The organism is Erwinia aphidicola, assembly GCF_024169515.1.
Lineage (GTDB): Bacteria > Pseudomonadota > Gammaproteobacteria > Enterobacterales > Enterobacteriaceae > Erwinia > Erwinia aphidicola.
Map to the genome: position 1 here is coordinate 1,646,676 of NZ_JAMKCQ010000001.1, position 25,111 is coordinate 1,671,786.

A 25,111-nucleotide genomic window follows, 5' to 3' on the forward strand; every position below is an offset into this window, starting at 1 on the left:
GAATTAAATATCGCAATTATCAAATGAGAAAAAACTAACTACCGACAAAATAAACACGACGATATAATAGCCTACTCAGGATTAAATTAAGATTCGTAAGGATGCTTGTTTCGACTCAGGTAAGCGTCTTCTGTTAAGGACAATACAGGTGAGTGGCCATATGAGACAAAGTACAATAACCATTGTGGTAAACGATCCCAATCGCTTTTTCCAGGAAGGATTGAAGCTCTCTCTCTCTGCGAAATTAGCCACCGCCGAAACACATGCTGAGTTTACCGATTGCATCTTTAATACGCGGGCAAAAATGGTTTTTCTTGCTGAAGATGCCTTGTCTATCGCCAATATCCACTATCTTAATCACCGCCTGCAAACACGCCCCTCCAGCGTGTTTATTATTCGTGATGGCGATGGTACGCAACAGGCAACATCAGAGACAATGAAGAGCGACATTACTAATTATGTGCCCATTTATCGTGACTGGTCCGTCGAAAGCATTCTTGCCGTGGTGAGCGAAAAGCTCGATCAACAACAAGATATCCGCAATATTTTCATCCCTACATGTTCTATACGCAGTGAAAATAATTTGACCAGAAGGGAAACCGAGATTCTGCGCTACCTGGCGCGAGGTATCAGTAACGGTGGCGTAGCGCGTTTTCTTCAAATTAGTGAGAAAACAGTGAGCGCTCATAAAAGAAATATTATGTCGAAGCTCAATATGATCCGCCCGGCTGAACTTAACTATTGGCTCATTCAGGAAGGGTGGTGTGAAGCCCGCTTTTCGAGTGAGTTAATGAGTAGCATTCAATAAGCGGATGCAATTCTTCTGTACAGCATGGGGTTATTTTCGCGCTGTAAATGATTCAAAACAGAGTTTTTTCATGATAACTATTCGCCGATTTTCATTCAGTAAAAACATAACCAGAATCACTCTATTATTAGCTTTTTTTCTTTCAGGCTGCCAGATTCTGCACCATCGTGATAAACCAGCCGCCTCTTCGGTGCCGGTAATACCCCCTATCCAGTCTGAAATATCGCAGAATCCAACTGCAATGAGTCAGAACAGGCCAGCTCCGCTGCACAATGAAAAATATGATGCGGAAAGTGAAAAGCTAAAGCAGTGCCAGTCTCAGCTTGACGCCCTTAAAACGATGAATCCCGATAAGTATAAGCGTTTGCATACCTCGTTTGATTACCTGATGAACGGGGCTGCGCAATATACCGGGATACGTCAGAACACCAATGTGGATACCCAGGATACGGTTGATGCACTGTATCGCTACCGGGCAAACTTGTTATGTTCTCAGATTGCGCAAGCGCTGCTGGATAGTCTGACCAGTAGGGGTGAGGCGCGTCCATGATCGGCAAACGCTTCGTTCCTTTCGCATTTTCTCGCATTGCACTGCTTATCTGCTGTTTGACCGCCGCTAGCCAGTATGCCTGTGCCGCAGAGGGTGAAGCCCCCGCCATCCTGCAATTTGCGCGAAAGTATCAGCAGCAACAGCAGCAGTTAAACCCACCGGTTTATCCCCCAAGGAACAAACCTCGGGTGGTTGAACATGTGGCAAAAAAACGCGCTGAGCAAGTCACCCTGCCTGTCGATAACCTTAAGTTAAAGCAGCTACAGCAGGAGCTAAAGTTAAAAGATCAGCAGCTTTCGGCGAAAAGCTCGACCATCAATCAGCTGCAGCAGAGTCGCGCTGAACTGCAAAAAACGATCGAAGCCGGACAGAAAAAATTAGCTCAGCAGGCCGCCAGCCAGGCGTTGCTGTCACTTAAAAATGCGGCATCGCTGTTACCCACGCCTGAAACCCTGGCAGAAAAACTGAGGCAGGCTAACCAGCAGCTGAACGTTGCACGCCAGAGTGAAAGCAGCTTGCAGAGCAAGCTTAAATTGTTAAACCTGGAACTGGTTGAACTGCGTAGTAAAGTCCGATCTCAGGCAGCGACAGCCGACCGGCAGAGGGAGAGCGGGCAAAAAAATGACGCCATGGCTCAGCAGATTGACGCACTCACGCAGTCACAGACGCACTCAAAAATCGATTTAGCACAGAGCCGCCAGCAGGTAGATCAGGCCAGAGCACAGCAGCAGAAGATTGAGCAACAGATGAAAATGTTGTCAGCTAAAATGGAGGCTGAGCGACAGAAGTTTGCCGCAGAGAAGCAGCAGCTGCTGGAGCAAGTTTCTGCTGGCCCTAACTCAGGCGAACAGCTAGCTGCCAGCCAGCTTCAGGTTAAATCTCTGCAAGCTCAGTTAGACAGCCTCAAGCTGACCTCAACCAAAAGTAGTGATGCCCGCATCGCGGCCCTGACGGCCGACAAGCAGGCCAGCGACGAAAAAGCCAAAGAACTACAGACGAAACTGGATGCAGCATTGGCCAACAAACCGGTAGCGATGGTTACTAACCCATTAGAAGTGACTAAAGAGCAGTTAAAACAAAAAGCGTCACGAGAAGCCTATGCCATTGGTATGTCTCTTGGAGCGGAGATCTTACAGATGCAGGCTGAAAATGCGATTAATGACTTACCAAAGGATCAGCATATTGTTTTAGGCGGGATCATTGATGCTTTTCAGAACCAGGCAAAACTCTCTTCCGATGTATTACGTACAACGCTAACTGAACTTAACGGCCGATTAAAAAAGCAACGCGACAAAATCCATAACAACCTGGATATGGCAACGAAAAGCTACCTGGCTAAGTTTACTAAACGGAAAGGCACCATCAAATCTGCGGCCGGTTTTTGGTACAATATAGATTACCCTGGTGATTCAGCCATTCCTAAAAATGCCACTCTTGATGTCGTGGTGAAAGAGAGCCTGACTAATGGTACCGTCATTACGGATATGGATGCCAGCGGGACGATGCTGACACAACCTGTCTCTGCATTCCCACCCGTTTTTCGTGAAGCGTTAATTAAACTCAGAAACCACGGCTCTGCCATATTGGTAGTACCGCCTGAGCTGGCCTATGGCAGTAAGGGCTATCCTCCCAAGATTCCGCCCAATGCGACCATGGTATATCAACTTCGCATTTCAGATATATATCCAGAAAATCAGAAAAAAAATGAAGTGAAAAACGGGAATGGATGATTAAAAATCATCAAGCATAAACGGTTTGGCAAAAAAAAACGCAACCTGTGCGGTTGCGCCATAAGAGCCTTAAGCCCTGAAAAGATCTGTCTTATCCCAAAATAAACTTTTACGGTTTTCTCTCTTCACTGAAGTGACAACCCCTTCCTGCTCCAGCTTTATAAGAACATGACGTGTGTTATAAATGCTTAGTTCGGAACGGTTAGCAATGTCTCTGGTGGTTGCGTAAACGGAGGAGGTTCCATCATGGCCATTCTCCTCAAAAAATGCTTTCAAAGCATGAATAACTTTATCTACTGCTGTTTTTCTTTGAGTGCTCATTATACCTCTCCTTTTCTCTATTCCGGCTCCTGCCGCATAATGAAAAATGATAAAAAACCTGCTTAACCGCAGGTGAACAATGATAGTACGAGCACAATCCAAACAAAACTTAATATCAATTATTAATGAATATTAAAATATATCACCTTTAATAATTAATTTTGCAGTACAAATCACTAAATAGTCCAAAATACGCTGATTCATTAAAAGGAATAACTGACACAATTAATCTCAACTTAAAATTAATAATCAGACAAGAAAATATTTTTCAATCATAAGTAAAAACCCGGAAAAGTGAGTTTCATTGACATCTCAAACGGTTATCCGGATAATCACCACGCTAATGACGGATTATATTGATAAAACAATGGAATATTTTATTAATCAAAAGTTTCATTTTGATGGCATAAATGAAACGATCAAACCCATCGACCGCGACACGCCACTGATTAAACTCTCCAAACCCAGCAGCCGATTATTAGAGGAACTGTTAACTCAACCTGGCATCACTCTCTCCCGGGAAGAACTGTTACAAACCGTATGGGAAAATCATGGATTAACCCCCTCTACCAGCAATCTAAGCAACCATATTAGCTTCTTAAGAAAGGTATTCTCTCAGCTAGGCGAGCATGAAAGAACCATTATTACCGTGCCAAAGGAGGGGTTTAAAATTGAGGCAAACGTCACTTGTAAAGAATCAGAGCATACGCACGATATAAAAAACAATGAAGATAAAACCAAAATAAACCAACACAGCAAAACAGATAAATTATATTTATCAGTTTTTTTTATCATCGCTGTCTCGATCGTGGTGATTCTTTTGTTACTTCACTACTGCCGCCCGGCATCAATCAACGTAGAAAAATGCCAAATCAGAGAGATATCACATGAAAGTCATGAATTCAGAAAAAACAACATAAAAACGTTAAAAAGATTCATCAGGAAATACAGCATTGACTGCGAAAGCAGAGATAGCGTTATTTTTTATAAGTTTTCAAATACCAAAACCACTAATAACAAAGATCCGGATCTTACCTTTATATCTCAGTGCGAAGTAACAGCAAATGACACCCTTTCTCACTGCGAGAATTATTTTTCAATTTTACTAAAAAAACCATGAGAAATATTATGCTGGCCATCGGGTTTTCGGCCCTGGTTATCATCGGCCAGAGTATCTACTTCCTTTGTGCCAGACCTGATGATAATCGACATCCGCTGGTTTTGTCATGCCGGGCTGAGGTCCAGTTCGACATTCAACTGCCGGACTCAACCACCCTGATGAACGGCAGCCTGAGCCTGACAACGCTGGGTAGAGAGCGTTTGGCGCTGCAATATTCAGGGCAGCTAATCGCTAATCAACAGCACACCACGCTTAGCAGGACGCTGATAATGCACTATCGCTATTATCCAGAAAATCATGCCCTTGAGCTGGAATATATCCGTAGTCACGTCAGCGACGTGGATACCACGCCAGATGATGTCTTCTATCGTGCATTGCTAAAGAAAGATGCTTTTATCCTCACCCTGAAGCAAATTGCCAACAATGCGCGCCTTGTTTCACTGCCGGGCATCCCGCTGTACGTTTGCATCGACCAGTAAAAAGATAAAAAAAAGGGCTTACTCACCTGAGTGAATAAGCCCTGAATTCAGAGATAATTACTTCTTGGCGTATTTCGCTTCGAGCGTGGCGAACCAGGGCGCAACGAAGTCCTGAGAGGTTCCCCAGCCTGGGATAATTTTGTTCAGATTCGCCACGTTCACCGCACCGCCGCTTAGCTGTGACTGTGAAATAGCGGAAGCCTTAAACTGGTAGCTGGCCGGAGTCGCTTCCCCGCCAATTTTATTTGCCACCAGGCGCATGTTTGTCGCACCAATCAGCTTGCTGTCGACGGCCACCGTCTGCTTCCAGGGGCTGTTTTTCTCACTCATCAGCTGCAGATCCTGGTTGGATACGTCAATGCTGTAGAGTTTGATTTCGCTACGGCCATTCTCCTGCAGGGCTTTATAGGCACCCTGAGCGAAGGCGTCCCACGATCCCCAGATAGCGTCAATTTGTCCTTTCGGGTACTTCGCCAGGATCGCACCAATTTTGTTTGCCGTGTCGCCCTGCACATCTGACGATACGGCACCAATCGACTCCAGCTGATGAATGCCTGGGTTGGCTTTCAGCACTTTTTCATACACTACCTGGCGACGTTCCATTGCCGGGAAGCCCGCCACCCATAGCTTGACGATATTCGCTTTGCCATTAGTGTCTTTCAGCAGCTGGTCGAGGGAGAGCTGCGCCAGTGACGCATCATCCTGCGCGGTAACCGTTACGCCGTCGATCGGCTTATTCACCGGAGTATCAAACACCGAGACTTTAATCCCGGCGTCAGTAATGCGTTTCACCAGATCGGTGGAGTACGGGTCTTTACCGTGGGACAGAATAATGCCGTCATATTTCTGGCTGATAGCCTGGTTGACGAAATCCTGGAAGCGCGCATCGTCGCCGTTACTGAGGAAGGTGCTGACTTTAAAGCCCAGCTTGCGCCCTTCCTGAATCGCACCGGCCACAAACTGCGTGGTGTTATCGTCGGAGCCGAGGTTGCGGATCACCGCAATGCGTACCGGACCTTCATGGTTAGCGATAGCAGCGGGTACCGCCGTATCGGCGGCGAACGCGGGCAGTGCGCTGAGCAGGCTGATAGCCAGCAGTGAACCCGTGAATTTTTTCATTATAGTAATCCCTGTCTGAGAGTCATGCGCCTTAACGGCGCTGCACGTAAGTGATCGCCAGCGCTACCGCCAGCACCAGGCCTTTAATAATGTCCATCGCGTAATAGGGTACGGAAAGCATCACCAGACCATTTTGTAATACACCGAGGATCACCGCCCCCAGCAGCGTACCGAGCGCGTTGGGCTTGCCTGCACCAGCCAGTGAAAGGCCGATCCACGCAGCAGCCACCGCATCCATCAGATAACCGCCACCGGCGTTGACCTGCGAAGAGCCAATACGCGACGCCAGCAGAATACCGCCCAGCCCCGCCAGCAGTGACGAGATAACATAAGCCAGCACGCGATAGCGCGTGGTGCGAATGCCGGACAGGCGCGCCGCTTCCGGATTACCGCCAATCGCATACATGCGGCGGCCGTGTTTAGTCAGCGACAGCAGCAGCTGCGCCACCACCGTCACGGCGATCATGACAATCACAATAATCGGTACCTGACCCAGCAGCGAAAACACGGCCGGAATAGTGCCTTCCGCCATGTCACCGCTCGGCAGCACCATATTCTCGGTAATCGACCCACCAAAGCTGTAGGTCATTGCCACACCCTGTACCACAAACAGGCTGGCCAGCGTCGCCAGCATGTCGGGAATTTTCAGCACCACGATCATAAAGGCATTAAACAGGCCGACCAGCGTACACAGCAGCAGGGTCAGGGCGATAGCCTGGGTCGGGCCTAAGCCGTACCAGACGAACATCGAGATCACCAGCGAGTTGGCCAGCGAGGCCGTGGCGCCAACGGAAAGGTCGAAGCCGCCAATCGTCAGAGAAACAGACACCCCGATGGCGATAACCGTCACAATGGCGATCGAGCGCAGGATGTTGATGATATTGGTCGGCTCAAGGAAGCTGTCCGACGCCACGCCAAAGCCGGCGATCAGCGCTACCACGGTTAGCAACATTCCCCACTTATAGAGAAAATCGAACAGCTGGTGTCGTGCGGACGGTGCCGCCTTCAGGGAAAGTTCTTTGCTGCTCACGCAGGCGTTCCTCCGGTGGAGTAAAGTAAAAGTGTCTCTTCGTCGACCTCATCCGCCGCCATTTCAGCGACGATGCGCCCGTCCCACAGCACGCAGATACGGTCACACAGGCCAACCAGTTCGGAAAATTCGCCCGAGGCATAAATCACCCCTTTTCCCTGGCGCGCCAGCCCGTCGATCAGGGTGAACAGATCGGTTTTGGCTTTGATATCCACGCCTTTGGTCGGTTCGTCAAAAATCAGCACATCGGCGTCATTGCGCAGCCACTTGCCGATCGCCACCTTCTGCTGATTGCCGCCTGACAGGCGGCGCAGCGTCTGCTTCGGCCCGGTGGTGCGCACCCCGAGTCGCGCGATCACCTCTTCCGCCCAGCGCCAGGCCTGACGGTGGCCGAACAAACTCCAGCGTGAGAAGCTGTTATCGGCGCTGATACTGAGGTTCATCACCACCGATTCATCAATGAAGATGCCCTCTTTGCGTCGCTCTTCCGGGATCAGCGCCATGCGATTCTCGACTGCCGCATGCGGGGAAGAGGGTTTCCACGCTTTACCGTGCAGCTCGCCGCGCTCAACCCGGCTGCGGCTGGCACCAAACAGCGCCTTGCACAGTTCGGTTTTACCCGCCCCGGCCAGCCCGGCGATGCCGAGGATTTCGCCTTTGCGCAGCGTCAGGCTGATATCCTTCAGCAGCTGTTCGTCGTGCAGCCCGCTGATATGCAGCAGCGTTTCATCACTGAATGGCGGGCGCTTGGGTGGGTAGATATCATCCAGCTGGTGACCGAGCATCTTCTCAACGATCTGCTCGCCGCTCAGCCCCTGCATCGGGCCGCTTTCAATCAGCTCACCGTCGCGCAGCACCGTCAGCCGGTCGCAAATCGCCTTCAGCTCATTGATACGGTGCGAGATAAATACCACGCCGATGCCCTGGCCTTGCAGCTGACGCACCACTGCGAACAGCTTTGCGCTTTCGTGCTGGTCCAGCGGGGCGGTGGGCTCGTCAAGAATCAGGAAGCGGCAGTGATGCGACAGCGCGCGCGCCAGCAGGATTTGCTGCTTTTCCGCCAGCGAGCACTGCTCCACTTTGCGCGTCACATCGATGCTGACATCCAGCCTTGCCAGCAGCGCCCGCGCCTGGCGGCGCATTTCGCCCCAGCGGTACAGCTGCCCGCCTTCTGCCAGGCGGTCCAACATAATGTTTTCCGCCACGCTCAGCCCGGCCACCAGCGCCACGTCGACTTCCTGCTGCACCAGGTGAATACCCAGCTGCCTGGCGTCGCGCGGGGTACGAATCGTCACCGGATGCCCGTCCAGCAGGATTTCGCCGCTGTAGCGATCGTATGCGCCCGACAGCACCGCCATCAGCGTCGATTTCCCGGCGCCGTTAGCCCCCGTCAGCGCGTGGATGGAGTGCCCTTCCAGCGTGAGGTCCACGGATTTAAGCGCCGCAAAACCGCCAAAAGCGATGGAGATCTGGCGCATTTCAAGGCGATTTATCGCGGTCATGGGCGTGTTTTCTCTGGCTATAAATGTTGAGGCGTGCCGCATTTTTTATTGGATTGTCACGGCAGGCAACGAACGAAAGAGCATAAGCTAACACAAAATATTATTAGCCATCCAGATGTCCAGACACTACAGCGCTAAACGCTGGTGCAAGAGTGCTAATTAGTGGAAATAATTGGAATGATTGCCAGTAACAGCGCAGTTATGCTGCCTGACATCGCTGACCTGTTGCGTCGCTGACGGTGGATTACTGCAGAGAAATGTTCGAAGGTGAAAAGCAGGCACAAAAAAACCGGCGAACGTAGCGCCGGTTTTTTTATACAGGGATATTTGTAGGGGCGGGCCTCTTTTTCGGTCCGCCCGTCAGGTCGACAACTCCTGAATATTACTTAGCCGCTTTGAAGTTCTCTGCAGCCACATCCCAGTTAACCACGTCCCAGAACGCCTTGATGTAGTCAGGGCGTTTGTTCTGGTACTTCAGGTAGTAGGCGTGTTCCCACACATCCAGGCCAATGATTGGGGTGCCGGATGCGCCAGAAATCGCTTCGCCCATCAGCGGGCTATCCTGGTTAGCAGTAGAAACCACTGCCAGCTTATCGCCTTTCTTAACCAGCCACGCCCAGCCAGAACCGAAACGGGTGGTGGCCGCTTTTTCGAATTCCGCTTTGAACGCGTCAACGCTGCCGAAATCTTTCTCGATGGCTGCTTTCAGATCGCCGCCCAGAGTGGTACCGGTTTTCAGACCTTTCCAGAAGAAGCTGTGGTTAGCGTGGCCACCCGCGTTGTTACGCAGTGGGCCTTTTTTGTCGGCTGGCAGCTGGTCCAGTTTGGCAATCAGCTCTTCAACCGGCAGATTAGCGAACTCGGTGCCTTCCAGCGCCGCGTTCGCGTTATTCACGTAGGCCTGGTGGTGTTTAGTGTGATGGATTTCCATCGTCTGCTTGTCAAAGTGTGGTTCCAGTGCATCGTATGCGTAAGGCAGGGATGGCAGTGTATAGCTCATATTCATCGTCTCCATTAATGGTAGTCGGCGCTGCAAGTCACTGTTCAGCACCACGTAAGCAGTGGGATCATTATAGTTAAATAAACCATTGGGAAAAGGGTTATCAATGCCCCGACGTTGGTAAGGGTATCGTTAACAGCAGGCGGGGCGGCGCAGTTATAGCTAATCGCGACCAGGTTACAACCAAATGATCTAACGGATTATTTCTCTAAACGTCCGGTAAAACTGCCTGTAAGGGCCGATCATCTTTTCCGATCGGCCCTCCGGGGCGGGCCTGCCCGACCCGCGATATCAATGCCCCAGTGCAGCCAGCGACTTATCCAGCGCGCCGACCAGCCAGTCGATATCGCTCTCCTGGAAAGCTAACGGCGGGCGCAGTTTCAGTACGTTGCCATAAGGGCCGGCGACCGACGTCAGCACGCGGTTATCACGCAGCATTTCGGTAATATCCAGCGCCAACTGCTTATCCGGCGTTTTGCTGGCTTTATCTTTTACCAGCTCAAAGCCGATAAACAGACCCGCGCCGCGCACGTCACCGACGCACTCATACTTCTCTTTCAGCGTGGACAGCTCCGCCAGCAGCTTCGCACCCACCACGCGGCTGTGCTCCTGTAGCCCCTCTTCTTTAATCACGTTCAGCACCGCCTGCGCCGCAGCCATCGCTACCGGGTTGCCGCCAAAGGTGTTGAAGTACGGGATATCGTCGCTGAAAGCCGCCAGCACCTCGCTTTTAGCCAGCAGGCCGGAAACCGGAATGCCATTACCCATCGGCTTGCCGGTGGTGATCACATCCGGCACCACGTCATGGCGGTCAAAGCCCCAGAATGCCTCACCGGTGCGGGCAAAGCCGGGCTGCACCTCATCCGCAATAAAGATCCCACCGTTTTTATGCACCACGTCGATAGCCTGCCTGAGGAAGCCTTTCGGCCCTGGCAGCACGCCGTCAGAGGAGAAGATCGAATCGGCAAGGAAGCCGGCGAACTTAATGCCGTGGGCGGCCATGTCGTCAATCTGCTTCTGAATCTCAGCGGCAAACCAGGCGCCAAGATCCGGGGCATCAACGCGGTAGCGATCTGGCGGTAGTACCAGGCGCGTGGTCGCGGCCAGCGGTTGCCCGCTGCCCAATGCCGGGGAGACGCCGGAAGTGAGGTCGCTGGTGCCGTGATAGGACTCCTGAGTCACAATAATGCCACTGCCGCCGCTGTAAGCGCGCGCCACGCGGATCGCCAGGTCGTTGGCCTCGGACCCGGTGCACATGTACATGGCGCGGTCGATTTCCGCCGGGGCAGTAGCGAGCAGCTGTTCAGAGTAGTCGAGAATGGCTTCGTGCAGGTAGCGGGTGTGGGTGTTCAGCTGCTGCATCTGCTGATACACCGCATCAATTACCGCCGGATGGCAGTGCCCGATGCTGGCAACGTTGTTATACACGTCGAGATATTTATCCCCGGCGGCATCCCACAGATACTGGCCCTGACCGCGCACCAGATGCACCGGCTTACGGTAGAACAGGCGGTAAGACTCGCCCAGGACCCTGCTGCGTTTATCGGTCAGCTTGCGCACATCCGCGCTCAGGCCGTCGGCATGCTCGGCACGAAAGCTGTTGGTATCCATAATGGTTGAACGTGTAGCCATGATCACTCCCGTTGCAAAATTAAGGTTTGCCTGGCGCAGGCAGTCAGCGGTTTCTGCCTCTCATCATGGCAACTTTTTTGTAAAATGCAATCAAATACACAAATACAATAAAATACACATGCAGCGTGGCAAATTGTCGGTTAGGCTATGTCGCAGAGAGAAACCCAGGGAGTCAAAATTATGCTGCAGGAAACACGCCACCACCGCATCCGCGCCCTGCTCAGTACGCTGGGCCAGGTGAGCACTGAACGGATCGTTAAAGAGCTGGGGATTTCTCGCGAAACCGCCCGCCGCGACATTATCGAACTGGAAGCGCAGGGGCTGGCACGCCGCGTCCACGGTGGTCTGGTGGCGCTGGATGCCACGCCGGAGCCGCCGTTGACGGTGCGCAGTTCGGTGATGGCGAAAGAGAAGCGGGCGATTGCCAACGCCGCTGCCCAACTGCTGCAGCCCGGCCAGACGGTATTTCTGGATGCCGGCAGTACCACCACGATGTTGGCGGAGGAGCTGCGCTCGATGTCGGGCCTGACGATTATCACCAACAGCCTTAATGCCGCCCTGAAGCTGTGCGCGGCGGAAGAGCATGAGGCATTGAATAATCAGGTGATCCTGCTGGGTGGCAGCATGCTGGCCGGCGCGCAGGAGACGCGGGGGGAACTGACAGTCGGCGAGATTTATCGCTACCGTGCCGATGTGGCGCTGCTCTCCCCGGTGGCGCTGGATGCGAAGCAGGGGGCGAGCAGCTTCCATCCGCACGAGGCTGCCATCGCCCGCGCCATGACCCAGCAGGCCGGGCGGCTGATTCTGCTGGCCGATCGCAGCAAGCTCGGCCTCAGCAGCCGGATGAACTATGCCAGCATTGCGCAGATCGCCACGCTGGTCACCGACGGCGGCGCGGAGAGTCTCCCGGCGCTAAACGCGCTAAAAGCCGTGCTGCCGCAGGTGATTCTGGCTTAAAACAGTCTTTCCGGATGGGTATACACCGTCGCCCTGCCCGGTTTGCTGAAGCCCACCAGCGTCAGATTACAGCGCTGCGCCACTTCGACCGCCAGCTGCGTAGCGGCGGAGACGGCAAACAAGATCTCGACGCCGCACATTGCTGATTTCTGCACCATCTCATAGCTGGCGCGGCTGGAGACCAGCACCGCGCCGCCGGCCGCAGCCCACTCCGCCTGGCTGCGCTGCCCCAGCAGCTTATCCAGCGCCACGTGACGGCCAACGTCTTCACATCCGGCACTCAGCTGCCCATCAGGGGTAATCCATGCTGCGGCGTGGGTGCAGCCGGTCAGCTGGCCGACCGGCTGGAACGCTTTCAGCTGGCGCAGTGCGCCGTCCAGGCGCGCCAGTTCAAAACGCTGGGTAAACGGCAGCGGCTGAATCGGTTTGCCGATCTCGCTCAACTGCTCCACGCCACACACCCCGCAGCCGGTGCGCCCGGCCATCGCGCGGCGCTGCGCTTTCAGCGCCATAAAGCGGCGGCTGGAAAGCTCAACCTGCACCTCAATGCCGTTGCAGCCCGCGACAACATCGATGCCGTAAATATCAGCCGGGCCAGCAATGATCCCTTCCGACAAAGAGAAACCCACGGCGAAAGCTTCCAGGTCTTTTGGCGTGGCCATCATCACCACGTGCGAGATGCCGTTATACACCAGCGCCACCGGCACTTCCTCCGCCAGCCAGTCGGGCTCAGGCTGATCCAGCGCATCACGCTGCCACACCGTTACCTGACCGGCACCAATCGGCCCCGATGATTTAATTTCATTTTTGTGCTGTTGGTCATTCACTGCGCGTTTCTCGCCCCGTTCATCCACATTTTTATTGTGGTAATATTGTCAGTCTGTGCGCTAAAAAACATCAGCGCCCATTGTGAGCTTGTTAATTCAGTGCCGTAAAGGGTTTTGCACCCGGTCAAAACAGGAATGACACTATGAATGTCAGCAGAAGACGTTTCTTCAAAATCTGTGCGGGGGGCATGGCGGGAACCACCGCGGCTGCTCTGGGCTTTATGCCCGCTACCGCACTGGCGGAAACCCGCCAGTACAAGCTGCTGCGCGCGAGAGAGACGCGCAACACCTGCACCTACTGTTCCGTCGGCTGCGGGCTGTTGATGTACAGCATGGGTGACGGCGCGAAAAACGCCAGAGAGAATATTTTCCATATCGAAGGGGATCCGGACCATCCGGTAAGCCGCGGCGCGCTCTGCCCTAAAGGCGCGGGCCTGCTCGACTTTATTCACAGCGAAAGCCGCCTGAAAAGCCCGTCGTATCGTGCCCCAGGCTCCGACACATGGCAGCCCATCAGCTGGGACGAGGCACTGACCCGTATCGCCAGACTGATGAAGGCCGACCGTGACGCCAACTTTATTGCCAAAAATAACCAGGGCGTGACGGTTAACCGCTGGCTGAGCACCGGCATGCTGTGCGCCTCGGCGGCCAGCAATGAAACCGGCTATCTCACCCAGAAAATGACCCGTTCGCTCGGCATGCTTGCCGTCGACAACCAGGCGCGCGTTTGACACGGACCTACGGTAGCAAGTCTTGCTCCAACGTTCGGTCGCGGTGCGATGACCAATCACTGGGTCGACATCCGCAATGCGAATCTGATTGTGGTTATGGGTGGCAACGCCGCTGAAGCGCATCCGGTAGGATTCCGCTGGGCGATGGAAGCCAAAATCCATAACAACGCCAAACTGATTGTCATCGATCCGCGCTTCACGCGTACCGCATCGGTGGCTGACTTCTATACGCCAATCCGCTCCGGCACCGACATTACTTTCCTGTCGGGCGTACTGCGCTATCTGCTGGAAGAAGATCGCATTCAGCACCAATATGTCTCGGCTTACACCAATGCCAGCCTGATAGTGCGTGAAGATTACCGCTTCGACGACGGCCTGTTCAGCGGCTACGATCCGCAGACGCGCAGCTATGACAAAACCAGCTGGTACTACGAGCTGGACGAGCAGGGCTTCGCCAAACGCGACCCAACGCTGGCTCACCCGCGCTGCGTCTACAATCTGCTATTAAAACACGTCAGCCGCTACACGCCGGAAGTGGTTGAAAACATCTGCGGCACGCCAAAAGGCGACTTCCTGAAAGTGTGTGAAATGCTGGCTGAAACCAGTGCGCCAAACCTCACCACCTCCTTCCTGTATGCGCTAGGCTGGACCCAGCACTCGGTGGGGGCGCAGAACATCCGCACCATGGCGATGATCCAGCTGCTGCTCGGCAATATGGGGATGGCAGGCGGCGGCATTAACGCCCTGCGCGGCCACTCAAATATTCAGGGGCTGACCGACCTTGGCCTGCTCTCTCAGAGCCTGCCGGGCTATATGACGCTGCCGTCGGAGAAACAGGCAGATCTGCAAACTTACCTTACCGCCAACACGCCAAAACCGCTGCTGCCGGAGCAGGTGAACTACTGGGGCAACTATCCGAAGTTCTTCATCAGCATGATGAAAGCGTTTTACGGCGACAAAGCCCAGGCGGAAAACAGCTGGGGCTTCGACTGGCTGCCGAAGTGGGACAAAGGCTACGACGTGCTGCAGTATTTCGACATGATGCATCGCGGCGAAGTGAACGGCTATCTCTGCCAGGGCTTTAACCCGCTGGCCTCCTTCCCGAATAAGCAGAAGGTGGGCGAGTCGCTGGCGAAGCTGAAGTTCCTTGTCACTATCGACCCGCTCGATACCGAGACCTCCAACTTCTGGCAGAACCACGGCGAGTATAACGACGCCGATCCGTCGCAGATCCAGACCGAAGTGTTCCGCCTGCCTTCTACCTGCTTTGCGGAAGAGAACGGCTCGATCGTTAACTCTGCGCGCTGGCTGCAGTGGCACTGGAAGGGTGCCGATGGCCCGGGCGAAGCGCGCAACGATGGCGAAATTCTGGCCGGCATTTATCAGCGCCTGCGCCAGATGTATGCCGAAGAGGGTGGCGCACAGCCGGAACCGGTGCTGAATATGAGCTGGAACTATCTGACGCCGGATTCACCGGCCTCGGAAGAAGTTGCCATGGAGAGCAACGGGCGCGCGCTGGCCGATCTGCTCGACGATAAGGGCACGCTGCTGGTGAAAAAAGGGCAGCAGCTCGGCAGCTTTGCCCAGCTGCGCGCCGACGGCTCAACCTCCAGCGGCTGCTGGATCTTCGCCGGTAGCTGGACCGCAGACGGTAACCAGATGGCGCGGCGCGACAACAGCGATGCGCACGGCTTAGGCAATACGCCGGGCTGGAGCTGGGCCTGGCCGCTGAACCGCCGCATCCTGTATAACCGCGCCTCTGCCGACCCGATGGGCAATCCGTGGGACCCGAAACGCCAGCTTATCAAGTGGGACGGTGCGAAATGGGCCGGGGACGATATTCCTGACTACAGCACCGCGCCGCCGGGTAGCGATGTCGGGCCGTTCATCATGCAGCAGGAAGGCATGGGGCGCCTGTTCGCGCTGGATAAAATGGCCGAAGGCCCGTTCCCGGAACACTATGAGCCGTTTGAAACGCCGATTAGCACCAACCCGCTGCACCCGAAGGTGATCTCCAACCCGGCGGCACGCGTGTTCCCGGCTGACCTGAAAGCGATGGGTAACGCGGCGCAGTTCCCCTATGTCGGCACCACCTATCGCCTGACGGAGCACTTCCACTTCTGGACCAAGCACGCGCTGCTCAACGCCATTGCACAGCCGCAGCAGTTTGTCGAAATCGGCGAGCGGCTGGCGGGCCAGCTGGGCATTAAGCAGGGCGACACGGTGAAAGTCAGCTCCAGCCGTGGCTACATCAAAGCGGTGGCAGTGGTGACCAAACGCCTGCGCACGCTGGCGGTAGACGGTAAGGAGGTCGATACCATCGGCATTCCGATTCACTGGGGCTTTATGGGCGTGGCGAAGAAAGGCTTCCTCGCCAACAACCTGACGCCGTTCGTTGGCGATGCCAATACGCAAACGCCGGAGTTTAAGGCGTTCCTGGTTAACGTGGAGAAGGTGTAAACGATGGCTTATCAATCTCAGGACATCATCCGTCGCTCGGCCACCAACGCTGCGACCCCGGCTCCGCGCGCGCGCGACCACCAGCAGGAGGTGGCGAAGCTGATCGACGTCACCACCTGTATTGGCTGTAAAGCCTGCCAGGTGGCCTGCTCCGAGTGGAACGACATCCGTGATGAGGTCGGTCATAACGTCGGGGTGTACGATAACCCGGCGGATCTGACCGCCAAATCATGGACGGTGATGCGTTTTTCCGAAGTGGAAGAGCACGGCAAGCTGGAGTGGCTGATCCGCAAGGATGGCTGTATGCACTGCGCCGATCCGGGCTGCCTGAAGGCCTGCCCGTCGGAAGGGGCGATCATCCAGTACGCTAACGGCATCGTCGACTTCCAGTCTGAGCAGTGTATCGGCTGCGGTTACTGCATCGCTGGCTGCCCGTTCGACGTTCCGCGCCTGAACCCCGAGGACAATAAGGTGTACAAATGCACCCTGTGCGTCGATCGGGTGACCGTCGGTCAGGAACCTGCCTGCGTGAAAACCTGCCCGACCGGTGCCATTCACTTCGGCAGCAAAGAGGCGATGAAGGAGGTCGCCGCCGGGCGCGTCAGCGAGCTGAACAGCCGCGGTTACCGCAATGCCGGTCTGTACGATCCGCCAGGCGTGGGCGGTACGCACGTGATGTACGTGCTGCACCATGCCGACCGACCCACGCTGTATCACGGACTGCCGGATGCACCGGCGATCAGCCCGGCAGTGACCTTCTGGAAAGGAATATGGAAACCGCTGGCCGCGATTGGCTTCGCGGCCACCTTCGCCGCGTCAATATTTCACTATGTCGGCGTCGGTCCGAACCGGGTGGAAGATGAGGATGAAGAAGAGAAGGAGGAACGCCCATGAAGTCACGTCAACGCATTCAGCGCTACAGCGCGCCTGAGCGCATCAACCACTGGCTGGTGGCATTCTGCTTTATTCTCGCCGCCGTCAGCGGGCTGGGGTTTTTCTTTCCCTCTTTTAACTGGCTGCTGCAAATCCTCGGCACGCCGCAGCTGGCGCGCATCCTACATCCGTTCGTTGGCGTGGTGATGTTTGCCTGCTTCCTGCTGATGTTTTTCCGCTACTGGCGCCACAACCTGATTGACCGCGAAGACCTGGTCTGGGCAAAAAACATCCATAAAATTGCTTTAAACGAGGAGGTGGGAGATACCGGGCGCTATAATTTTGGTCAGAAGTGCGTATTCTGGGCTGCAATAATCAGTTTAATTCTGCTGCTGGCCAGCGGGATAGTGATCTGGCGGCCTTATCTTGCGGCGCTGTTTAGCATTCCGCTGATCCGCATTGCGCTGCTGGTGCACTCGGTCTCTGCGGTGGTGCTGATCGTGGTGATTATGGTGCATATCTACGCTGCCCTGTGGGTCAAAGGCACCATCACCGCGATGGTGGAGGGCTGGGTCACGCCCGCCTGGGCGAAAAAGCATCACCCGCGCTGGTATCGTAACCTGCGCCAGCAGCAGGCCAGTTCAAAACAACCGGAAAAAGGTCCCTGATGACAATTCGCATTATCCCCCAGGACCAGTTGGAGAAGAGCGATCCGATGACGGCAGCGACCATCCCGCCGTTACTTTTCCCCCGACTGAAGCAGTTATACAGCCGTCGCGCTGCCCGTTTGCGGCAGCTGGCGGAGAAAAACCCGCTGGGTGATTATTTGCGCTTTGCCGCGGTGATTGCCACCGCTCAGGAGATCGTGCTGTACGACCATCCGCTGGAGAGGGATCTGCGCACTCGTCTGGAAGAGAGCGCCCGCCTCGGCAAGCCACCGCTGGATATCAGCACGCTGCCGCGCGATCCCCACTGGCAGCGCCTGCTGCACTCGCTGATCGCCGAGCTTAAGCCGGAGATGAGCGGTCAGGCACTGTCGGTGCTGGAGAATCTGGAAAAGGCGTCATCCAGTGAACTTGAAGCGATGGCCAGCGCGCTGTTTGCCAACGATTTTGCCCAGGTGAGCAGCGACAAATCGCCGTTTATCTGGGCGGCCCTGTCGGTCTACTGGGCGCAGATGGCGGCACTGATCCCCGGCAAGGCGCGCGCCGAAGCGGGCGAGCAGCGCCAGTTCTGCCCGGTGTGTGCCAGCGTACCGGTCGCCAGCGTAGTGCATATGGGCAGCGGCAAAAGCGGCCTGCGCTATCTGCACTGCAACCTGTGTGAAAGCGAGTGGTACGTGGTGCGTGCCAAATGCAGCAACTGCGAACAGACGGGCGACCTGCACTACTGGTCGCTCGACAGCGAAGTGGCCGCGATTAAAGCGGAAAGCTGCGGCGACTGCGGAACCTACATGAAGATGCTGTATCAGGAAAAAGACCCGGCGGTGGAGCCGGTAGCCGATGACCTGGCTTCGCTTATCCTCGACGCGCGTATGGAGCAAGAGGGCTTTGCCCGCAGCAGTCTGAATCCATTTTTATTTCCCGGGGAGTAGCCATGAAGCTGATCGGCAATTACACCAGCCCGTTTGTGCGTAAAATTTCGGTGATGCTGCTGGAGAAAGGCATCACCTTCGAATTTATTAACGAGTCGCCGTGGCACGACAGCAGCCACGTCAAAGACTACACGCCGCTGGGTAAAGTCCCGGCGCTGATCGTCGATGAGCATGAAACCTGGTACAACTCGTCGATTATTGCTGCCTTTCTGGAACTTCAGCATCAGGCGCCCGCTTTTCTGCCGGTCGACCCGCGCGACCAGCTCGAAGTGCGCCTGCTGGAAACGCTGGCCGATGGCATCTGCGATGCCGGCCTGCTGATCGTGCGCGAGCTGCAAAAAGATCCGGCCCAGCAGTCGGAAAGCGAAATGCTGCGCCAGCGCGATAAGATCCGCCGCGGGCTGGACGCGCTGGAAGCCGCCGCCGCAGAGGGGAAGTGGCTGAACGGCCCGGACATCACGCTGGCCGATATCGCTACCGCCTGTACGCTCGGCTACCTCAACTTCCGCCGCGTGGCGCCAGACTGGTGCGTCAACCGCCCGCAGCTGGTGAAGCTGGCCGAAACGCTGTTCAAACGCGACAGCTTTGCCCGCACGGAGCCGCCAGCAAACTAGCCGATGAAAACATTGTTCAGTCAACTTCCCGCCATCGACAGCCTGTTACGCCAGCCGGCGTTTCAGGCACTCAGTGACAGATGGGGTCACCGTCAGCTGGTCGATCTGCTGCGCCAGCTGCAACAGCAGGCACGCGACGCGATCCAACAACATCAACAGCTCCCCGCCTGGTGCAGCGACTGGGCGCAGCATGCCGCACAGCAGCTGCAGCAGACGCACGCCAGCGGCCTGCAGCCGGTGCTGAATCTTAGCGGTACGCTCCTGCATACCAACCTCGGGCGCGCCCAGCTGGCAGAAGCGGCAGTGAGTGCCGTCTGCCGGGCGATGCGCTCTCCGGTCACGCTGGAGTACGCGCTGGATGAAGCGCAGCGCGGCCATCGCGATCGGGCAGTGGCCGACCTGCTGTGCCGCCTGACCGGGGCGGAAGACGCCTGCATTGTGAATAACAATGCGGCAGCGGTACTGCTGATACTGGCCGCGCTCGCCACAGATAAAGAGGTGGTGGTATCGCGCGGTGAGCTGGTGGAGATTGGTGGATCGTTTCGCATTCCCGATGTGATGACTCAGGCAGGCTGCACGCTGCATGAAGTCGGCACCACCAACCGCACCCATCTGAAAGACTACCGCCAGGCCGTCAGCGCAGAGAGCGCACTGCTGATGAAAGTGCACACCAGCAACTATCAGGTGCAGGGGTTCACCAAAGCGGTCAGCGAAGCCGAACTGGTGCCGCTGGGCAATGAGCTGGGCCTGCCGGTCATCAGCGATCTCGGCAGCGGCTCGCTGATCGACCTCGACGCCTATGGGCTGCCGCCCGAGCCGATGCCGCAGCAGCTGATTGCCGCGGGCGTCAGCCTGGTGAGCTTCTCCGGTGACAAGCTGCTGGGCGGCCCGCAGGCCGGAATTATCGTCGGGAAAAAAGCGCTGATTGCACGCCTGCAGCAGCACCCGCTGAAGCGCGCGTTGCGCGTGGATAAAATGACCCTGGCGGCGCTGGAAGCCACGCTGCAGCTCTACCTGCATCCCGAAACGCTGACGCGCGAGCTGCCGACGCTGCGGCTGCTGACGCGCACGGCGCAGGAGATTGCCGCCCAGGCCGCACGCCTGCTGCCCGCCGTGAACAGCGCGCTCGGGGCACATTTTGTCGTGGCGGCCGAGCCGTGCCATTCGCAGCCCGGCAGCGGTTCACTGCCGGTGGAGCGCCTGCCGAGCAGCGCGCTGACGCTGACCCCGCGCGACGGCAGCGGCAGCACTCTGCTGGCGCTGGCGGCGCGCTTACGTGCGGGCGAGGTACCGCTGATTGGGCGGATTTATCAGGGGCGCCTGTGGTTTGACCTGCGCGCGCTGGAAGATGAGGCGCTGTTTATCAGGATGGTATCCGCATGATTATTGCCACCGCTGGCCATGTCGATCATGGCAAGACGTCGCTGTTACAGGCGATTACCGGCATCAACGCCGATCGCCTGCCGGAAGAGAAAGTGCGCGGTATGACTATCGACCTCGGCTACGCCTACTGGCCGCAGCCCGACGGGCAGGTTATTGGCTTTATTGACGTACCGGGCCATGAAAAATTCCTCGCCAATATGCTGAGCGGCATTGGTGGTATCGATCGCGCCCTGCTGGTGGTCGCCGCCGACGATGGCGTGATGCCGCAAACCCGCGAGCATCTGGCTATTTTGCAGCTCAGCGGCCAGCCTGCGCTGACCGTCGCCATTACCAAGTGTGACAGCGTTGATGATGCCCGGCGCGCCGGGGTGGAGCAGCAGATCCGCCAGCTGACGCAGGAGCTTGGCTGGCAGCAGATTGATCTGTTCAGCACCAGCATTCACAGCCAGGCTGGGATAAGCGAACTCAGCGACCATCTGCGCCAGCTACCCGCACGCGCGCTGGAAACAGGCCGCCGCTTCCGCCTCGCCATCGACCGGGTTTTCAACGTTAAAGGCGCGGGCGTGGTGGTGACCGGCACCGCCCTCTGCGGCAGCGTCAGCGTCGGTGACGCGCTGTGGCTAAGCGGGATGAACAAAGCTGTGCGGGTGCGCGGGCTGCACGCTCAGAACCAGCCCACCGAACGGGCGCATGGGGGCCAGCGCATCGCGCTCAATCTCAGCGGCGGCGTTGAAAAAGAGCGCGTCACCCGCGGCGACTGGCTGCTGAGCGACGCGCCCGCGCAGCCGTGCGATCGGCTACTGGTCGCCCTGACGCTGCATCATGCTCTGCGTCAGGGGCAGCCGCTGCACCTGCATCACGCCGCCAGCCACATCACCGGCCGCATCTCGCTGCTGCAGGATAACCTCGCCGAGCTGCTGCTCGACAAGCCGCTGTGGCTGACCGACAACGACCGGCTGATCCTGCGCGATATCAGCGCCCGCGAAACGCTTGGGGCAGCAAGAGTGCTGCTGCTGACGCCGCCAAAACGCGGTAAACGACAGCCGGCGTTTATCAGCTGGCTAAAACAGCTGGAAAACGCCGATAGCGCGGTGGAAAAAGTCACCCTGCTGCTGGAGCAGCGCCCGCGCACGGCGGAAGAGCTTGAATGGCTGCTGCAGCTCTCCCCCGGCGCCCTCTCTGAGGTGCTGACTGCTGTGGCGCCTGAAATTGCCGGGGACTATCTGCTGCCGCAAAAAGATGCACGCGAATGGCAGACCGAGCTGCTGGTCGCGCTGGAAAACTACCATAACGAGCACGACGACCGCCCCGGTATCGGCCGCGACCGCCTGCGGCGCATTGCGCTACCCAACCTGCCGGAATCGCTGGTGCTGGCGCTTATTGCTACGCTGCTGGATAAGCAGGCGCTGCGCAACAATCATGGCTGGCTGCACCTGCCTGATTTCGAGATAGGTTTTGATGACCGGGAGGACGCGCTCTGGCAGCAGGTGCGGCCACTGTTTGGCGACCAGGCCTGGTGGGTGCGCGACCTTGCGGCCCAGGCTGGCTGTGAGGAAGCGCCGATGCGCCAGCTGCTGCGCAAGGCCGCACAGGGCGGGGAGATCGTCGCCATTGTTAAAGACCGCTACTTCGCCCAGCCGCAGATTGTGCGCTTTGCCGATATCATCCGCGAACGTGCGGCATCCGCTCTGAGCACCAGCGCCGGGGACTTCCGCGACAGGCTCGGCGTAGGGCGCAAGCTGGCAGTACAGATTCTGGAGTTTTTTGACCGCTGCGGTTTTACCCGGCGCAAAGGCAACGAACACCTGTTGCGCGACGGCCAGATGTTTCGCTAATATACTGTTTAAATAAACAGCAAAAGGGATGAGGGTTATGCAACGCTGTGGCTGGGTATCTGAGGATCCGTTATACATCGCCTATCACGACAGTGAATGGGGCGTGCCGCTGACGCACACCCGGGAGCTGTTCGAGATGATCTGTCTTGAGGGCCAGGTCGCCGGGCTGTCGTGGTTTACCGTGCTGAAAAAACGCGAAAACTATCGCCGCCTGTTTCACCATTTTGACGTTGAGCGCGTGGCGCAGATGGATGAGGACGATATTGAACGGCTGATGCAGGAGAGCGGCATTATCCGCCATCGCGGTAAAATCAACGCAATTATCGCTAACGCCCGCGCCGTACAGGCGATGGAAGCCAACGGCGAGCCGTTTAATACCTTTATCTGGAACTTCGTCGAACATCAGCCGCAAATAACGCGTTTCAGTAACTACCGCAGCGCCCCCACCACCAGCCCGACCTCAGATGCCATGTCAAAAGCGCTAAAAAAACGCGGCTTTAAATTCGTTGGTACGACCACCTGTTACTCATTTATGCAGGCCTGTGGGCTGATTAATGAACATATGACCGACTGTTTCTGCCACCCTGACCACAAAAAGTCGCCTTGCGTTACAAATTGAGAATAAGCCTACGTATTTCCCTCACATTTCAGCGGCATAATCGCCCTGTTTAGGTATTCATTTCAGGCAAGATTTTGTCTGACCGCTGCAATGAGAGGGAACCCCCATGAATAAGAAAAGTGTAGTCACTATCGCCCTGGTGCTGAGCGGCACTCTTGCCCTGGCCGGCTGTACCACCAATCCTTACACTGGCGAGCGCGAAGCGGGTAAATCCGGTATCGGCGCAGGCCTTGGTGCGGCTCTGGGTGCCGGTGTTGGCATGATCTCCTCTTCGAAGAAAGATCGCGGTAAGGGCGCGCTCATTGGCGCGGCAGCCGGTGCGGCGCTGGGTGGCGGAGCCGGTTACTACATGGACGTGCAGGAAGCCAAACTGCGCGACAAAATGAAGGGCACGGGGGTCAGCGTGACGCGCAACGGTGACAATATCGTGCTCAACATGCCGAATAACGTTACCTTTGACTCCAGCAGCAGCACGCTGAAACCGGCCGGGGCCAATACCCTGAGCGGCGTGGCGATGGTGCTGAAAGAGTATCCAAAAACGGCGGTTAATGTGATCGGTTATACCGACAGCAGCGGCAGCCGCCAGCTGAACATGACCCTGTCTCAGCAGCGCGCCGACGGCGTGGGCAGCGCCCTGATCACCCAGGGCGTCGCCGCTAACCGCGTGCGCACCAGCGGAATGGGGCCGGACAACCCGATTGCCTCAAACAGCAGCGCAGAAGGGAAAGCGCAAAACCGCCGCGTTGAGATCACCCTCAGCCCGCTGCAGTAATCTTCCTGGCCCCGCCTTACTCTGGCGGGGCGATCAAGTCTCACCCGCAATTATTACGCCGTGCGATAGTGAGCTACAGCAAATTGTGCTACCCTGCGCAAAAATTGATCACACCTGCAAACATGTCCCTGAAAGCGATCGCTCACGCGCTGGGCCTCTCCGTCACCACCGTCAGCCGAGCCCTCAACGGCTATGACGACGTCGCGGAAGAGACCCGGCTGCGCATTCAACAGGAAGCCAGACGGCGTGGATATCGCCCCAATGCCGTCGCGCGGCGCCTGAAAACCGGGCGCAGCAACGCGGTCGGTTTGCTGTTTCCCGTCGCTCCGCTGCCGTTTAACGATGCCAGCTTTGTCGAGATGATGGGGGCGATAGCCCAGTCGCTGGCCCGCGCCGATATCGACCTGTTAATCATCGCCGATGATACCCATGACGACCATCGCGGCATGCAGCGTATGCTGCGCACGCACTGCGTTGACGCCCTGATTGTCGCGCACACCACCCGCCATGACAGCCGTCTGGTGAAGCTACAGCAGCTGCACTTTCCCTTTCTTGCGCTTGGCCGCAGCCAGCTCGACACCCCCTATGCCTGGTTCGATTTTGATAATTACGCCGGCCCGCAGCTGGCCGTGGCGCACTATGCCGCGCAGGGGCTACAACGGCTTGCATGGCTCGGCAGCCACCACGATCAAACCTTCGTCAGCCAGCGCCGCCAGGGGTTTCTCGACGCGCTGGAGCAGCACGGGCTGGCGCGCGATAGCTGCTGGCAGGCCGAGCCTAACCGCCGTGAAGGCTATCGCCTGACTCAAACGCTGCTGGCACAGTCAGAGCCGCCGCAGGCGATCGTCGCCGACTGTAATATGCTGGGCGACGGCGCGGCGATTGCACTGCGTGAAGCCGGGCGGCTGACCGGCCCGCAGCGCATTGAGCTGATGGTGTATGACGGGCTGCCCGGCGATTCGGTGATTGCCGAACCGGTTGCCAGCATTGCGCAGGCTACACGCCTCGACGTCGGTCAGCAGGTGGCGGAAATGGTGCTGCGGCTGATGCAGGGCGAAGAGGTGGCAACGCTTCAGGTGCTGTGGCAGCCCGAACTGAAATTGCCCTGATGCTGGCGTAACGCGGCAGGTGTGATAGTCTCGCGCAATATTCACC

General features: G+C 56.6%; 23 protein-coding genes. 16 read left to right on the forward strand and 7 right to left on the reverse strand.

Going from position 1 to position 25,111, the window contains the following annotated elements; all coding sequences use genetic code 11:
• Positions 1–160: 160 nt before the first annotated feature.
• The 3 genes from J2Y91_RS07645 (at position 161) to J2Y91_RS07655 (ending at position 3,088) form a co-directional block, all read left to right on the forward strand.
• Positions 161–808: a response regulator transcription factor gene (locus J2Y91_RS07645; protein WP_133622402.1), complete on the forward strand. Its 648-nt coding sequence runs from the start codon at positions 161–163 to the stop codon at positions 806–808.
• Positions 809–878: 70 nt separating this feature from the next.
• Positions 879–1,358 carry a YuaE family lipoprotein gene (locus J2Y91_RS07650; RefSeq protein WP_133622401.1) on the forward strand — a complete coding sequence of 160 codons (480 nt, stop codon included), beginning with the start codon at positions 879–881 and terminating at the stop codon, positions 1,356–1,358.
• The gene (locus tag J2Y91_RS07655) at positions 1,355–3,088 is read left to right on the forward strand and encodes an FKBP-type peptidyl-prolyl cis-trans isomerase N-terminal domain-containing protein (RefSeq protein ID WP_253537771.1); all 1,734 of its coding nucleotides are present in this window, start codon (positions 1,355–1,357) and stop codon (positions 3,086–3,088) included. The genes J2Y91_RS07650 and J2Y91_RS07655 overlap by 4 nt, the downstream gene beginning before the upstream one ends.
• Positions 3,089–3,157: 69 nt before the next feature.
• Here the strand turns inward: J2Y91_RS07655 and J2Y91_RS07660 are convergent, their stop codons facing one another.
• A complete protein-coding gene (locus J2Y91_RS07660; RefSeq protein ID WP_048917873.1) occupies positions 3,158–3,409 on the reverse strand; it encodes a FaeA/PapI family transcriptional regulator in 252 nt (83 codons plus the stop codon).
• A 367-nt stretch (positions 3,410–3,776) separates the two neighbouring features.
• Here J2Y91_RS07660 and J2Y91_RS07665 point away from each other — a divergent pair, with 367 nt between their 5' ends.
• Both J2Y91_RS07665 and J2Y91_RS07670 read left to right on the forward strand, forming a co-directional pair.
• Complete coding sequence (locus tag J2Y91_RS07665; RefSeq protein WP_253537774.1) at positions 3,777–4,529, forward strand: winged helix-turn-helix domain-containing protein; 753 nt, start codon at positions 3,777–3,779, stop codon at positions 4,527–4,529.
• 8 nt (positions 4,530–4,537) lie between these two features.
• Positions 4,538–5,008 carry a FidL-like protein gene (locus J2Y91_RS07670; protein ID WP_166643138.1) on the forward strand — a complete coding sequence of 157 codons (471 nt, stop codon included), beginning with the start codon at positions 4,538–4,540 and terminating at the stop codon, positions 5,006–5,008.
• A gap of 57 nt (positions 5,009–5,065) precedes the next feature.
• Here J2Y91_RS07670 and J2Y91_RS07675 read toward each other — a convergent pair whose 3' ends face one another.
• From J2Y91_RS07675 to J2Y91_RS07695, 5 genes are all read right to left on the reverse strand, one after another.
• Positions 5,066–6,127 (reverse strand): sugar ABC transporter substrate-binding protein, encoded by a 1,062-nt coding sequence (locus J2Y91_RS07675; protein WP_048917877.1) that lies wholly within the window; start codon positions 6,125–6,127, stop codon positions 5,066–5,068.
• 31 nt (positions 6,128–6,158) lie between these two features.
• Complete coding sequence (locus tag J2Y91_RS07680) at positions 6,159–7,157, reverse strand: ABC transporter permease (protein WP_253537776.1); 999 nt, start codon at positions 7,155–7,157, stop codon at positions 6,159–6,161.
• Entirely contained in the window at positions 7,154–8,659 is a 1,506-nt protein-coding gene (locus J2Y91_RS07685) for a sugar ABC transporter ATP-binding protein (RefSeq protein ID WP_253537779.1), read from the reverse strand. Before J2Y91_RS07685 ends, J2Y91_RS07680 begins: the two co-directional genes overlap by 4 nt.
• Positions 8,660–9,041: 382 nt before the next feature.
• Positions 9,042–9,659, reverse strand: a complete 618-nt coding sequence (sodA, locus tag J2Y91_RS07690) for a superoxide dismutase [Mn] (RefSeq protein WP_062818519.1) — start codon at positions 9,657–9,659, stop codon at positions 9,042–9,044.
• Positions 9,660–9,950: 291 nt separating this feature from the next.
• A complete protein-coding gene (locus J2Y91_RS07695) occupies positions 9,951–11,291 on the reverse strand; it encodes an aspartate aminotransferase family protein (RefSeq protein ID WP_253537782.1) in 1,341 nt (446 codons plus the stop codon).
• A gap of 180 nt (positions 11,292–11,471) precedes the next feature.
• Here J2Y91_RS07695 and J2Y91_RS07700 point away from each other — a divergent pair, with 180 nt between their 5' ends.
• Positions 11,472–12,248, forward strand: coding sequence for a DeoR/GlpR family DNA-binding transcription regulator (locus J2Y91_RS07700; RefSeq protein ID WP_133622396.1), 777 nt, complete (start codon positions 11,472–11,474; stop codon positions 12,246–12,248).
• Here the strand turns inward: J2Y91_RS07700 and fdhD are convergent.
• Complete coding sequence (fdhD, locus tag J2Y91_RS07705; protein ID WP_413449796.1) at positions 12,245–13,048, reverse strand: formate dehydrogenase accessory sulfurtransferase FdhD; 804 nt, start codon at positions 13,046–13,048, stop codon at positions 12,245–12,247. The two genes, J2Y91_RS07700 and fdhD, sit on opposite strands and share 4 nt — an antisense overlap.
• 170 nt (positions 13,049–13,218) lie before the next feature.
• Here fdhD and fdnG point away from each other — a divergent pair, with 170 nt between their 5' ends.
• From fdnG to J2Y91_RS07755, 10 genes are all read left to right on the forward strand, one after another.
• Entirely contained in the window at positions 13,219–16,266 is a 3,048-nt protein-coding gene (gene fdnG / locus J2Y91_RS07710) for a formate dehydrogenase-N subunit alpha (protein ID WP_166643137.1), read from the forward strand.
• Between the two features lie 3 nt (positions 16,267–16,269).
• Entirely contained in the window at positions 16,270–17,160 is an 891-nt protein-coding gene (gene fdxH, locus J2Y91_RS07715; RefSeq protein ID WP_133622393.1) for a formate dehydrogenase subunit beta, read from the forward strand.
• Positions 17,157–17,807, forward strand: coding sequence for a formate dehydrogenase cytochrome b556 subunit (fdoI, locus tag J2Y91_RS07720; protein ID WP_133622392.1), 651 nt, complete (start codon positions 17,157–17,159; stop codon positions 17,805–17,807). Before fdxH ends, fdoI begins: the two co-directional genes overlap by 4 nt.
• Positions 17,807–18,733 carry a formate dehydrogenase accessory protein FdhE gene (fdhE, locus tag J2Y91_RS07725; protein WP_133622391.1) on the forward strand — a complete coding sequence of 309 codons (927 nt, stop codon included), beginning with the start codon at positions 17,807–17,809 and terminating at the stop codon, positions 18,731–18,733. The genes fdoI and fdhE overlap by 1 nt, the downstream gene beginning before the upstream one ends.
• 2 nt (positions 18,734–18,735) lie before the next feature.
• Complete coding sequence (locus J2Y91_RS07730; protein ID WP_133622390.1) at positions 18,736–19,347, forward strand: glutathione S-transferase; 612 nt, start codon at positions 18,736–18,738, stop codon at positions 19,345–19,347.
• Positions 19,348–19,350: 3 nt separating this feature from the next.
• On the forward strand, positions 19,351–20,730 hold the full coding sequence (gene selA, locus J2Y91_RS07735; protein ID WP_133622389.1) for an L-seryl-tRNA(Sec) selenium transferase: 1,380 nt from the start codon (positions 19,351–19,353) through the stop codon (positions 20,728–20,730).
• The gene (selB, locus tag J2Y91_RS07740) at positions 20,727–22,565 is read left to right on the forward strand and encodes a selenocysteine-specific translation elongation factor (RefSeq protein ID WP_133622388.1); all 1,839 of its coding nucleotides are present in this window, start codon (positions 20,727–20,729) and stop codon (positions 22,563–22,565) included. The genes selA and selB overlap by 4 nt, the downstream gene beginning before the upstream one ends.
• A 37-nt stretch (positions 22,566–22,602) precedes the next feature.
• Positions 22,603–23,184 (forward strand): DNA-3-methyladenine glycosylase I, encoded by a 582-nt coding sequence (locus J2Y91_RS07745; protein WP_133622387.1) that lies wholly within the window; start codon positions 22,603–22,605, stop codon positions 23,182–23,184.
• Between the two features lie 106 nt (positions 23,185–23,290).
• The gene (locus J2Y91_RS07750) at positions 23,291–23,956 is read left to right on the forward strand and encodes an OmpA family lipoprotein (protein WP_099754746.1); all 666 of its coding nucleotides are present in this window, start codon (positions 23,291–23,293) and stop codon (positions 23,954–23,956) included.
• Positions 23,957–24,078: 122 nt separating this feature from the next.
• A complete protein-coding gene (locus J2Y91_RS07755) occupies positions 24,079–25,065 on the forward strand; it encodes a LacI family DNA-binding transcriptional regulator (RefSeq protein WP_133622386.1) in 987 nt (328 codons plus the stop codon).
• Positions 25,066–25,111 lie beyond the last annotated feature (46 nt).

Bases quoted from the DNA above. Each gene is read 5' to 3' on its own strand.
- J2Y91_RS07645 (WP_133622402.1), top strand. From the start codon at position 161: ATGAGACAAAGTACAATAACCATTGTGGTAAACGATCCCAATCGCTTT.
- J2Y91_RS07650 (WP_133622401.1), top strand. From the start codon at position 879: ATGATAACTATTCGCCGATTTTCATTCAGTAAAAACATAACCAGAATC.
- J2Y91_RS07655 (WP_253537771.1), top strand. From the start codon at position 1,355: ATGATCGGCAAACGCTTCGTTCCTTTCGCATTTTCTCGCATTGCACTG.
- J2Y91_RS07660 (WP_048917873.1), bottom strand. From the start codon at position 3,409: ATGAGCACTCAAAGAAAAACAGCAGTAGATAAAGTTATTCATGCTTTG.
- J2Y91_RS07665 (WP_253537774.1), top strand. From the start codon at position 3,777: ATGGAATATTTTATTAATCAAAAGTTTCATTTTGATGGCATAAATGAA.
- J2Y91_RS07670 (WP_166643138.1), top strand. From the start codon at position 4,538: ATGCTGGCCATCGGGTTTTCGGCCCTGGTTATCATCGGCCAGAGTATC.
- J2Y91_RS07675 (WP_048917877.1), bottom strand. From the start codon at position 6,127: ATGAAAAAATTCACGGGTTCACTGCTGGCTATCAGCCTGCTCAGCGCA.
- J2Y91_RS07685 (WP_253537779.1), bottom strand. From the start codon at position 8,659: ATGACCGCGATAAATCGCCTTGAAATGCGCCAGATCTCCATCGCTTTT.
- sodA (WP_062818519.1), bottom strand. From the start codon at position 9,659: ATGAGCTATACACTGCCATCCCTGCCTTACGCATACGATGCACTGGAA.
- J2Y91_RS07695 (WP_253537782.1), bottom strand. From the start codon at position 11,291: ATGGCTACACGTTCAACCATTATGGATACCAACAGCTTTCGTGCCGAG.
- J2Y91_RS07700 (WP_133622396.1), top strand. From the start codon at position 11,472: ATGCTGCAGGAAACACGCCACCACCGCATCCGCGCCCTGCTCAGTACG.
- fdxH (WP_133622393.1), top strand. From the start codon at position 16,270: ATGGCTTATCAATCTCAGGACATCATCCGTCGCTCGGCCACCAACGCT.
- fdoI (WP_133622392.1), top strand. From the start codon at position 17,157: ATGAAGTCACGTCAACGCATTCAGCGCTACAGCGCGCCTGAGCGCATC.
- fdhE (WP_133622391.1), top strand. From the start codon at position 17,807: ATGACAATTCGCATTATCCCCCAGGACCAGTTGGAGAAGAGCGATCCG.
- J2Y91_RS07730 (WP_133622390.1), top strand. From the start codon at position 18,736: ATGAAGCTGATCGGCAATTACACCAGCCCGTTTGTGCGTAAAATTTCG.
- selA (WP_133622389.1), top strand. From the start codon at position 19,351: ATGAAAACATTGTTCAGTCAACTTCCCGCCATCGACAGCCTGTTACGC.
- selB (WP_133622388.1), top strand. From the start codon at position 20,727: ATGATTATTGCCACCGCTGGCCATGTCGATCATGGCAAGACGTCGCTG.
- J2Y91_RS07745 (WP_133622387.1), top strand. From the start codon at position 22,603: ATGCAACGCTGTGGCTGGGTATCTGAGGATCCGTTATACATCGCCTAT.
- J2Y91_RS07750 (WP_099754746.1), top strand. From the start codon at position 23,291: ATGAATAAGAAAAGTGTAGTCACTATCGCCCTGGTGCTGAGCGGCACT.
- J2Y91_RS07755 (WP_133622386.1), top strand. From the start codon at position 24,079: ATGTCCCTGAAAGCGATCGCTCACGCGCTGGGCCTCTCCGTCACCACC.